This window comes from Mesorhizobium sp. NPDC059025 (assembly GCF_042739655.1).
Lineage (GTDB): Bacteria > Pseudomonadota > Alphaproteobacteria > Rhizobiales > Rhizobiaceae > Mesorhizobium.
Genome location: NZ_JBHYIM010000006.1, coordinates 34040 through 45283 on the forward strand (window position 1 = coordinate 34040; position 11244 = coordinate 45283).

Annotated in this window: 10 protein-coding genes; 4 read left to right on the top strand and 6 right to left on the bottom strand. The window is 61.8% G+C overall.

The genetic code is table 11. The features are described 5' to 3' along the window. Positions 1 to 110: 110 nt before the first annotated feature. The 3 genes from ACFWYE_RS15700 to ACFWYE_RS15710 all read right to left on the bottom strand — a co-directional run bounded on the left by ACFWYE_RS15700 (position 111) and on the right by ACFWYE_RS15710 (position 3171). On the bottom strand, positions 111 to 896 hold the full coding sequence (locus ACFWYE_RS15700; RefSeq protein ID WP_379112560.1) for an ATP-binding cassette domain-containing protein: 786 nt from the start codon (positions 894 to 896) through the stop codon (positions 111 to 113). Then, complete coding sequence (locus ACFWYE_RS15705; RefSeq protein ID WP_379112562.1) at positions 893 to 1975, bottom strand: ABC transporter permease; 1083 nt, start codon at positions 1973 to 1975, stop codon at positions 893 to 895. Before ACFWYE_RS15705 ends, ACFWYE_RS15700 begins: the two co-directional genes overlap by 4 nt. A gap of 164 nt (positions 1976 to 2139) precedes the next feature. Further along, complete coding sequence (locus tag ACFWYE_RS15710; RefSeq protein ID WP_379061367.1) at positions 2140 to 3171, bottom strand: sugar ABC transporter substrate-binding protein; 1032 nt, start codon at positions 3169 to 3171, stop codon at positions 2140 to 2142. Positions 3172 to 3466: 295 nt separating this feature from the next. Here ACFWYE_RS15710 and ACFWYE_RS15715 point away from each other — a divergent pair, with 295 nt between their 5' ends. The 4 genes from ACFWYE_RS15715 (at position 3467) to ACFWYE_RS15730 (ending at position 7371) form a co-directional block, all read left to right on the top strand. Next, positions 3467 to 4615, top strand: coding sequence for an ROK family protein (locus ACFWYE_RS15715; RefSeq protein ID WP_379073120.1), 1149 nt, complete (start codon positions 3467 to 3469; stop codon positions 4613 to 4615). A gap of 1 nt (position 4616) precedes the next feature. After that, entirely contained in the window at positions 4617 to 5054 is a 438-nt protein-coding gene (locus tag ACFWYE_RS15720; RefSeq protein ID WP_379061369.1) for an RbsD/FucU family protein, read from the top strand. Positions 5055 to 5058: 4 nt separating this feature from the next. Beyond that, positions 5059 to 6003 carry a carbohydrate kinase gene (locus tag ACFWYE_RS15725; protein WP_379112563.1) on the top strand — a complete coding sequence of 315 codons (945 nt, stop codon included), beginning with the start codon at positions 5059 to 5061 and terminating at the stop codon, positions 6001 to 6003. Between the two features lie 228 nt (positions 6004 to 6231). Beyond that, positions 6232 to 7371, top strand: coding sequence for a DegT/DnrJ/EryC1/StrS family aminotransferase (locus ACFWYE_RS15730; RefSeq protein WP_379112564.1), 1140 nt, complete (start codon positions 6232 to 6234; stop codon positions 7369 to 7371). A gap of 110 nt (positions 7372 to 7481) precedes the next feature. Here ACFWYE_RS15730 and cysQ read toward each other — a convergent pair whose 3' ends face one another. The 3 genes from cysQ to cysD are packed head-to-tail and all read right to left on the bottom strand — an operon-like array spanning position 7482 to position 11134. Then, entirely contained in the window at positions 7482 to 8255 is a 774-nt protein-coding gene (cysQ, locus tag ACFWYE_RS15735) for a 3'(2'),5'-bisphosphate nucleotidase CysQ (RefSeq protein WP_379113128.1), read from the bottom strand. A 33-nt stretch (positions 8256 to 8288) separates the two neighbouring features. Further along, complete coding sequence (cysN, locus tag ACFWYE_RS15740) at positions 8289 to 10226, bottom strand: sulfate adenylyltransferase subunit CysN (protein ID WP_379112566.1); 1938 nt, start codon at positions 10224 to 10226, stop codon at positions 8289 to 8291. Positions 10227 to 10228: 2 nt separating this feature from the next. After that, positions 10229 to 11134 carry a sulfate adenylyltransferase subunit CysD gene (gene cysD / locus ACFWYE_RS15745; protein ID WP_379112568.1) on the bottom strand — a complete coding sequence of 302 codons (906 nt, stop codon included), beginning with the start codon at positions 11132 to 11134 and terminating at the stop codon, positions 10229 to 10231. Between the last annotated feature and the right edge of the window lie 110 nt (positions 11135 to 11244).

The window sequence follows — 11244 nt, forward strand, 5'->3', positions numbered from 1 at the left end:
TCCGGTCCAGACTAGACAGCCGATCGGAATTTTTCAATCGATTTAATATTGCTAATATTCCGCATTGCACCCAGAGCATATCGCAATGCACTCCGGGCGCAATCGGCAGATCATGCAGCGGCCGCGGCGGCCTCCGGCGGAACCTTCGCCCCGGTCATGAAGGCGACCGCATCCGACATCGAATATTCCTTCGGATTGATGACAGTGAGACGTCGGCCAAGCCGATGGATATGGATGCGGTCCGCCACCTCGAAGACGTGCGGCATGTTATGCGAGATGAGCACGATGGGCAGGCCGCGCCGCTTCACGTCGAGGATGAGTTCCAGGACACGCCGGCTCTCCTTGACACCGAGTGCAGCCGTCGGCTCGTCCATGATGACGACGCGGCTGCCGAAAGCGGCCGCGCGCGCCACAGCCACACCCTGGCGCTGGCCACCTGACAGAGTCTCGACCGCCTGGCCGATGTTCTGGATGGTCATCAGGCCAAGCTCGGTGAGCTTTTCGCGCGCCCGCTTTTCCATCGCCGTGCGGTCGAGCATACGAAACCAGGAGCCAAGAATGCCGGGCTTGCGGATCTCGCGGCCGAGAAACATGTTGTCGGCGATGGACAGGGCCGGCGACAAGGCGAGGTTCTGGTACACGGTCTCGATGCCGGCGGCGCGCGCCTCCATCGGAGACTTGAACTGTACCAGCTTGCCTTCCAGGAGGATCTCGCCCTCGTCCGGCGTAACGGCCCCGGAGATCGCCTTGATCAGCGACGACTTTCCGGCACCGTTGTCGCCGATGACGGCCAGGATTTCACCTGGATAGAGGTCGAAATCGGCGTTGTTCAGTGCCGTGACGCGGCCGTACCGTTTGACCAGTCCGCGTGCGGTGAGAATGGGTTCATTGGTCATCCTGCGACCCTCCTGATCCATTGGTCGATGGCGACGGCGCTGATGATCAGCACGCCAATCAAGAGATAGGTCCATTGCGGGTCCGTACCGATGAGGCGCAGCCCGAGCGAGAAGACGCCAACGATCAGCGCCCCGAAAAGCATGCCGAGGATGGATCCGCGCCCGCCGAACAGCGAAATGCCGCCGATCACCACCGCGGTGATGGATTCGATGTTGGCGAACTGGCCAGCCGTCGGCGAAACAGAACCGATACGGCCGATGAGCAGCCAGCCGCCGAGTGCGCAGATCAGGCCCGACAGCACATAGACCGACAGCAGCATGCGGGTGACACGCACCCCCGACAGTTCGGCCGCGTCCGGATCGTCGCCGATCGCGTAGACATGGCGGCCCCAGGCGGTGTGGTTCAGGACGTACCAGAGAACGGCGACCAGCAGCACCATGGCGACGACGCCATAGGTAAAGACCGCGTTGCCCATGCGAAAATTGTTGCCGAAGAACTGCAGGATCGGCGCCTGCGTCTCGATATCCTGCGCGCGAATGGTTTCGTTGGCTGAATAGAGGAAATTCGAGGCCAGAACGATCTGCCACATGCCAAGTGTGACGATGAAAGGCGGCAGCTTCATATAGGCGACGAGCGCACCATTGATCCAGCCGCACAGCGCGCCGACGGCAAAGCCGCAGAGGATGGCGATCGAAGGCGGCAAACCGTAGCGGAAGGTGAACTGCCCCATCACCACCGACGACAGCACCATGATGGCGCCCACCGAAAGGTCGATGCCGGCAGTGAGAATGACCAGTGTCTGCGCTGCGCCGATCACGCCGGTGATGGCGACCTGCTGCAGGATCAGCGTCATCGAGAAGGCCGAGAAGAATTTGCCGCCGATGATCAGGCCGAAGATCAGCACCGAAGCCACCAGCACGATCAATGGCACGGCCGCCGGATTGGAATGCAGGAAATGCTGTATCTTTTCCAGGGTCGAACGCGTGTGCGTGTCGAAGTCCGCCACTGCCGTGTCGGCTCCAGTCAGCACTTTCTCGAATTCCTGCGGTCGCCTGGCATCCGCCGAAGCGTCGGTCATGTCGGCTCCTCCCGATCGGGGACTGATGCCCCGTCATACGCCCAAGGTGGTGATGCCTCGCCGGCGCGCCGATGCCCCCTCCCCGGCCGGAAACCAACCGGATGAGAGGGTGCTCCGCCAGGAGAGCACCCGCTTAAGCAATGTCACGCCGTTGTGGGTTCAGATCAACCCCAGCACTTTGAAAGGCCGGTCTTGACGTCGATGGATTCGACGCCCTTTGCCGGCTTGTCGGTGACCAGGGCCACGCCAGTGTCGAAGAAGCTCTTGCCTTCCGTCGGCTTCGGCTTCTCGCCGCTGTCGGCGAACTTCTTGATCGCCTCGACGCCGAGTGACGCCATCAGCAGCGGATATTGCTGCGAGGTGGCGCCGATGACGCCGCCTTCGACGTTCTTCACGCCCGGGCAACCGCCGTCAACCGATACGATCAGGACGTTCTTTTCCATGCCGACGGCTTTCAGTGCCTCATAGGCACCCGCTGCCGCCGGTTCGTTGATGGTGTGGACGACGTTGATGGAAGGATCCTTCTGCAGCAGGTTCTCCATCGCCTTGCGGCCACCTTCTTCGTTGCCGTTGGTGATATCGTGACCAACGATGCGCGGATCATCCTCATCGCCGATCTTGTTGGGGTCCTTGGGATCGATACCGAAACCGATCATGAAGCCCTGATCGCGCAGCACGTCGACGGTTGGCTGCGACGGGGTGAGGTCAAGAAACGCGATCTTGGCATCCTTGGCCTTGTCGCCGAGCGTGGCTGCAGCCCATTGGCCGATCAGCTTGCCGGCCAAAAGGTTATCGGTGGCGAAGGTGGCGTCCGCGGCATCGGCCGGTTCGAGCGGGGTGTCGAGCGCAATCACGAGAATGCCGGCATCGCGCGCCTTCTTGATGGTCGGCACGATGCCCTTGGTGTCGGAAGCGGTGATCAGGATGCCCTTGGCGCCGTCGGCGATGCAACTTTCAATCGCAGCGACCTGGCTTTCGGTGTCGCCGTCGATCTTGCCGGCATAGGTCTTCAGGGTGACCCCCAGTTCCTTCGCCTTGGCGGTGGCGCCTTCCTTCATCTTGACGAAAAACGGATTGGTGTCGGTCTTGGTGATCAGGCATGCGCCGACGTCGGCTGCCGAGGCAGGCGCGGCAAAACTTGCGAGTGCTGCGACCGCAGCACCGAACACGGACGTCTTGAGAACAGAAAATCGCATTGAGGTACTCCTCCCAGAACCAAAGATCGCGGCCAGCTGAATGTGCACCGCCGAGGCGCCCGTCTGCTTTTCCCGGTGAGCTCCCCGGCACAAACGAAACACCAATCGCAACCTCGAGTCAATAATTAAATCACTCTTATTTATTATTGACACACTTGCGGAGCCGGCTCATTCTCGGCCAAAAGTCAGACAAGAAATCACGGGAGGGAGGAAGCTGTTGGACGACGGCGTTCAAAAGCACGGTTCGGGCGAGCCGGCGGCCAGCCGTCTCCACCGTGGCACGAACCAGAGCGGCATGCGTGACCACAATGAGCGGCTCGTGCTTTCGCTCGTGCGCCAGCACGGCGGCCTCGCAAAATCCGACATCGCGCGCATGACCGGCCTTTCGGCGCAGACCGTCTCCGTCATCATGCGTGAGCTGGAGGACGAGGGTCTGCTGCTCAGGCGCGAACCGCTGCGTGGACGCATCGGCCAGCCGTCCATTCCCATGGCGCTCAATCCGGAAGGCGCCTTCTTCATCGGTCTAAAGATCGGCCGCCGCAGCGCCGAACTGGTGCTGATCGACTTCCTCGGCGAGGTGCGCGCGATGCTGCACCACTCCTACCGTTATCCGGCGCCATCGGAGACCGTGGATTTCGTTGCGGCAGGAGTCGCCAAACTGAGATCGGAGCTGACGCCAGCCCAGGACCGGCGCGTCTCAGGCCTCGGCATCGCCGTACCTTTCGAACTGTGGAGCTGGGCCGACGCAGCCGGTGCGCCGCGTTCGATCATGGAGGAATGGCGTCATCGCGACATCCGCGCCGACATCCAGGCGCTGTGTGACTTCCCCGTCTATCTGCAAAACGACGCGACCGCGGCCTGCGGCGCCGAGCTTGTTTTCGGCAATGCCCTGGATGTGCGCGACTTCGTCTATTTCTATATCGGTGCCTTTGCCGGCGGTGGCATCGTGCTCAACGGTCGCATCTACAGCGGACCGACGGGTAATGCCGGCGCCCTTGGGTCGATGCCAGTGCCTGGACCGGACGGCAGGCCAATGCAGCTCATCGACGTTGCCTCCATCGCGACGCTGGAAAAGGCGCTCGCGCTGCGCGGCGTCGATGCCCAGCACCTTTGGACATCACCCGAGGAATGGGGCGACATCGGGCCGGAGCTCGACACGTGGCTTGCCGACGCTGCCGATGCCCTCGCCTACGCCATTGCCTCCGCATCTTCCGTGATCGATTTCGAGGAAGCGGTGATTGACGGCTGGATGCCCACCACGATCCGTGCGCGCCTCGTCAAGGCCGTTGGCAGCGCACTGGACAAAGTCGATGCCGAGGGCCTCAAACTGCCAACCGTGCGCGAAGGCACCGTCGGCATCCATGCCCGTGCGCTCGGCGGCGCCAGCCTGCCGCTATCCGACCGTTTCCTCGTCGGCCCAACCTCCACATCCGGAACACTCTGACATGCTGATCGGCATTTCCCCCCTGCTCGGGCCCGAACTTCTTGCCGTGCTGCGCGCCATGGGCCACGGCGACGAAATCGCCATCGTCGACGGCAACTATCCAGCCGAGGAACAGGCTACCCGCCTGATCCGGGCAGACGGCGTCGACCTGGTGCCAATGCTCGATGCCATCCTTTCCGTTCTGCCGGTGGATGACTTTGTCGAAGAAGCGCTGTTCCGCTCTTCGAAAAAAGGCGATCCGAAACTGGTCGACCCCGTCCATGGCGAGATCGAGGCGGTCTGTGCCAAACGAGCGCCCGGTCGTAAGGTGACCGCCATGCCCGGCGCCGATTTCTATGCCAGGGTGAAAGCCGCCCATGCCATCGTCCAGACATCGGAGCCACGGCTCTACGCCAACATCATCGTCCGCAAGGGCGTGATCTACCCGACCGGAGCTTGAGCGCATGATCCTGTGCTGCGGCGAGGCCCTCATCGACATGTTGCCGCGCGAGACCATGGCGGGCGAAGCGGCTTTCGCACCCTATGTCGGGGGGGCGGTGTTCAACACGGCAGTGGCGCTCGGTCGTCTGGACATTCCGGTTGGTTTCTTCACCGGTATCTCGACGGATTTCTACGGCGACATGCTGCGCAACGCCCTTGTCGCCAGTAATGTCTCGCTCGACTTCATCAAGTTTGCCGACCTGCCGACGACGCTGGCCTTCGTACGGCTCAACGCCGGCCACGCAAGTTACCTCTTCTACGATGAAAACACGGCCGGCCGCATGCTGCTTGAAGCCGACTTGCCCGCCGTCGGTGACATGGTTGAAGCCATGCACTTTTCCTGCGTCAGCCTTATCCAGGAGCCATGCGGGGCAACCTATGAAACGCTGATGCGCCGCGAGCACGACAAGCGGGTGATGATGTTCGATCCCAACATCCGCAAGAACTTCATCAAGGACAAGCCGAGGCATCTCGCACGCATGCAGCGGATGCTGGCGCTCGCAGACATCGTGAAGCTCTCCGACGAGGATCTGGACTGGTTTGGCGAGACAGGCAGCCTCGAAGACATCGCCGCGCGCTGGCTTGAACTGGGGCCTAGCCTGATTGTGGTAACGCAAGGCGCCAAGGGCGTGGTGGCTTTTTCCCGGAACCATTCGGTTTCGGTGCCCGCCGAGCCAGTCAAAGTCGTCGACACGGTAGGTGCGGGCGACACGATCAATGCCGGAATCCTCGCCTCACTGCGCGATCAAGGACTGCTATCCAAGCAGGCAATCGCCGGCCTTTCCGAAAACCAGATCCGTACGGTGCTCGCCTTCAGCGCCAAGGCCGCCGCCATCACCGTTTCCCGTGCCGGCGCCAATCCGCCGTCGCGGCGGGAGCTTGTCGAAAGTGCCGCCGTCGCTGACTAACAGCGGCCGGCGCAATCACATTATGTTTCGCGGATTGCGGTGCCGTTGCGGTCTGCCGCACAAGAAGCCCTGCAAAAGCTTGGCTTTGCGGCTTTTTGCGCAAGCAGGCGGACATCTGCTGGTAACGAGGATCGCCGCTGCCTAAAGCCGCAGCCCGACCGCAAATCTTTCGCGCGGCGTGCAACTCTGGTACCAGCGGCGCGTTATCAGGCAAAATTCGGAACCGACATGCAGTTCATCGATCTAGGCGCGCAGCGCGCACGCATCCACGACAGGCTGAAAGCGGCCATGGACAAGGTCGTTGAGGAAGGCCGCTATATTCTGGGGCCGCAGGTCGCCGAATTCGAAGCCAAGCTGGCCGACTACGTTGGCGTCAAGCATGTGGTGGCTTGTGCCAATGGCACTGACGCGCTGCTGCTTCCTCTCTATGCCTCAGGCATTGGGCCCGGCGATGCGGTGTTCGTGCCAAGCTTCACATTCGCGGCTACCGCCGAGGTGGTGGCGCTGGCCAAGGCGGAACCGATCTTCGTCGATGTCGATGCCAAGACCTACAACATCGACATCGAAAGCCTGGAAGCGGCCATCGCCATGGTGAAGGCCGAGGGTCGGCTGAAGCCGAAGGCGATCATCCCTGTCGACCTGTTCGGCCTTGCCGCCGACTACGACGCGATCATGGCGATTGCCAAGCGTGAGAACCTGCTGGTCATCGAAGACGCGGCGCAGTCCATCGGTGGCACCGCTGACAATGCCAAATGCGGGACTTTCGGCCACGTTGCCGGCACCTCGTTCTACCCGGCAAAGCCGCTCGGCTGTTATGGTGACGGCGGCGCCATGTTTACCAATGATGCGGCGCTCGCCGAAAAGCTGCGGTCCTTCGCTTTCCATGGCAAGGGCGAGACGCAATACGACAATGTCCATGTCGGCATCAATTCGCGCCTCGATACACTGCAGGCGGCGATCCTGATCGAAAAGCTGGCGATCCTGGAAGACGAGATGGTAGCCCGCCAGAAGGTGGCGGCGCGTTATGCCGACGGCCTAGGTGACATTGTTACCGCAGCGCGCAACCTCGACGGGACGCGTTCGGCGTGGGCGCAATACGCCATTGAAACGCCAAAGCGCGACGGGCTGAAGGCGCACCTTCAGGAAAAGGGAATTCCGTCCGTCATCTACTACGTCAAGCCGCTGCACGAGCAAGTTGCCTATCGCCACTTCCCGCGCACGCCAACGGGCCTGGCGGTATCGGAGGGCTTGCCAAACCGGATCCTGTGCCTGCCGATGCATCCTTATCTCAGCGAAGCCGACCAGGATCGCGTCATTGAGACGATACGCAACTATATCGGCTCGAACTCGGCGCAGGCGGCGGAATAGGCAGCTGCCTTCGCCGGTGTTTGCAGGCAAGTGAGACAGGCGACGCCGGTCAAGCATCGCCTCCGCTACAGCGGTTGTTCAGACACCTGTCCTGGCGGGACAGAAAGGCCTCACCTGCCCTTCGCAATGAAGAACGGGTTGGCGAAATCGGCGTCATCCACCTGGTTGCGCTTGCCATAGATGAGCGGCGCGCCGTCAAGAGTCGAAGTGCTGCCGCCCGCGGCGCGCAATACCGCATCCCCCGCCGCTGTATCCCATTCCATGGTGCGACCGAAGCGCGGATAGATGTCGGCCACGGCTTCCGCCAGCAAGCAGAACTTCAGCGACGAGCCAATCGAGACAATCTCGGTCTGGCCGAGCGTCGCGATGTAGTCATCGGTTTCCGCGGTGCGGTGCGAGCGGCTGGCGACTACGGCTAGCGGTGAAGCTGCTGCACGCGCTGTGATTGACCGGCGTTCGCCAACGCCGAGGTCGGCATCGACATCTGCCATTTCCGCCCTGCCCGGCCGCCCCGAATAAAGCTTTCCCGAGCATGGCGCGAAGACGACACCCACCTCCGGCGCACCATGGCGTATCAGCGCGATGTTGACGGTGAAGTCATTGCCTCGCTTGACGAATTCCTTGGTGCCATCGAGAGGATCGATCAGGAAGAAGGCTTCGCCCAGCGAAGCCGGCAGGATACCAGCGCTAGCCTCTTCTTCCGCCACGCAAGGGATATCCGGATAGATTTCACGCAGACCTGCCAGGATGATCTGCTCGGCCTGCCGGTCGGCTTCCGTTACCGGCGAGGCGTCCGCCTTGGCGTCGACAGCGCAGCCTTCATGGAAGATGCGCATGATGGCGCTGCCGGCGGCCAGGGACAGCCTTTCGAGTATGGCAAGCATCGCCGCGTCAGCGGTCGCGTCCACCGGGCTCATCTAGATGCCGCCGCCGCTTTCATACTGCGTCTCTGCCTTGTCACGCTCGGCCAGCCAGTCGTCCAGAATATCGACCATCTCTTCAACGGTCCTGCCCACGGTTTGAAGGCGGATCTCCGGGTTCTCCGGCGGCTCGTAGGGAGAATCGACGCCGGTGAAATTCTTGATCTCCCCGCGCAACGCCCGCGCATACAGTCCCTTCGGATCGCGACGAGCGCATTCGTCGAACGGTGTATCGACAAACACTTCGACGAACTCGCCGCCAGCCATCAGTTCGCGCGCCAGACGCCGTTCGGCGCGGAACGGCGAAATGAAGGAGACCAGCACGATCAGACCGGCATCCGCCATCAATTTCGCCACCTCGGCGACACGGCGGATGTTCTCGACGCGGTCGGCGTCGGTGAAACCGAGGTCGCGATTGAGGCCATGGCGCACGTTGTCGCCATCGAGCAGATAGGTATGGCGCCCCGTTGCGGCGAGCTTCTTCTCAAGCAGATTGGCGATGGTCGATTTGCCCGAGCCCGAAAGCCCGGTGAACCAGAACACCGCCGGGCGCTGGTGCTTCATGTCGGAGCGCGCGCGCTTGTCGACATCGAGCGACTGCCAGTGGATATTCTCGGCGCGGCGCAGCGCATGCTGGATCATGCCAGCGCCTACGGTCGCATTGGTGATGCGGTCGATCAGGATGAACGCGCCGGTCGAACGGTTTTCAGCAAAAGCGTCGAAAGCGATTGGTGTACGGGTCGAGATGTTGACGACGCCGACCTCGTTCATCTCCAGCGACTTCGCTGCTTCTTCCGCGAAGTCATTGATGTTGAGGCGGTGCTTCAGCTCGGTGACGGTCGCGCTTGCTTCATCCGTCTCGGTGCGCAGGATGTAGGAGCGGCCCGGAAGCAATGCCTGTTCGTCGAACCACACCAGATTGGCGGCGAACTGATCGGACACCTGCGGGCGCGCATCCGGCTGCACCAGCACGTTGCCGCGCGAGACCTCGACTTCCTCGTCCAGCACCAGTGTTACCGCCTGGCCAGCAACGGCCTTCTGAAGGTCGCCACCATAAGAGACGATGCGCTTGACGCGGGCCGAGCGGCCGGACTTCGCCACCACCACCTCGTCGCCACGCGACACCGAGCCGGACGCGACAGTGCCGGCAAAGCCACGGAAATCGAGGTTCGGCCGGTTCACGTACTGAACGGGAAAACGGAACGGCTGTTCCGCCGAAGCACTGTCAACCGGGACAGTCTCCAGATGCTCGATCAGAGTCGGCCCCTGATACCAGGCCAGGCGCTCCGAACGCATCGAGACATTGTCGCCATAGCGCGCCGACATCGGGATCGGCGCGATGCTTTCGAAGCCGAGGTCACGCGCGAAATCCCGGTATTCGGCAACGATGCGATCGAAGGTGACACGGTCAAAACCGACCAGGTCGATCTTGTTCACCGCCAGTACGATGTAGCGGATGCCAAGCAGCGAGGCGATGATGGAATGACGCCTTGTCTGGCGCAGCACGCCCTGGCGTGCATCGATCAACACGATGGCGAGATCGGCGGTAGAAGCGCCGGTCGCCATGTTGCGGGTGTATTGTTCATGCCCCGGCGTGTCGGCGACAATGAATTTGCGCTTCGGCGTGGCGAAAAAGCGGTAGGCAACGTCGATGGTGATGCCCTGCTCGCGTTCGGCCTCGAGACCATCGACCAGCAGCGCGAAATCGACATCCTCACCGGTCGTGCCGTGCTTGCGGGAATCGCGCTCAAGTGCCGCCAGCTGGTCCTCGAAGATCTGCTTGGTGTCGGAAAGCAGGCGGCCGATCAGCGTCGACTTGCCGTCGTCCACCGAGCCACAGGTTAGGAAGCGCAGCAGCGATTTCTTCTCCTGCGCAGCCAGATAGTCGCGCACCTCGTTGCTCGGCTCGAGGGTCTTTGCCGGAACATGGCGCATTCTCAAAAATACCCCTCGCGCTTCTTCTTTTCCATCGAGCCGGCCTCGTCGCGGTCGATCAGGCGCCCTTGCCGCTCGGAGGTGCGCGCCGTCAGCATCTCGCCGACGATGGCTTCCAGCGTGTCGGCGCTGGATTCGATGGCACCCGTGAGTGGATAGCAACCGAGAGTGCGGAAGCGCACCAGACGGTTTTCGACCACCTCGTCAGGACGCAGCTTCATGCGGTCGTCATCCTTCAGGATCAGCATGCCGTCGCGCTCGACCACGGGCCGCTCCTTGGCGAAGTAGAGCGGCACGATCGGGATGTCTTCCTGCAGAATGTACTGCCAGATATCGAGCTCGGTCCAGTTGGACAGCGGGAAGACACGGATCGATTCACCAGCGGCGATGCGGGTGTTGTAGATGTTCCACATCTCCGGCCGCTGGTTCTTTGGATCCCAGGCATGGCTGGCATTGCGGAAGGAGAAGATGCGCTCCTTGGCGCGCGACTTCTCTTCATCGCGGCGGGCACCCCCGAATGCGGCATCGAAGCCATACTTGTCGAGCGCCTGGCGCAGGCCAACCGTCTTCATGACGTGGGTGTGCACGTTCGAACCGTGGTCAAACGGGTTGATGTTGTCGCGCACACCGTCCTCGTTGACGTGCACCAAAAGGTCGAAGCCGAGCTTCTCTGCCATCTGATCGCGGAAAGCGATCATCTCGCGGAACTTCCAGGTCGTGTCGACATGCAGGAACGGGAACGGCGGCTTGGCTGGATAAAAGGCCTTCATCGCCAGATGCATGAGGACCGAAGAATCCTTGCCCACTGAATAAAGCATCACCGGCTTGGAGAAATTGGCCGCAACCTCACGGAAGATGTGGATGGACTCCGCTTCCAGCCGCTGGAGGTGGGTTAGAGCCGCATTCATGCCACGTACCCTTCATCACAAAATCGACCGCATATAAGAAGCCAACAGCTGATCACATGGAAACAACCGGACGGCACAATTGCGCTGTAGCAAATAGATGGCATGCCTTA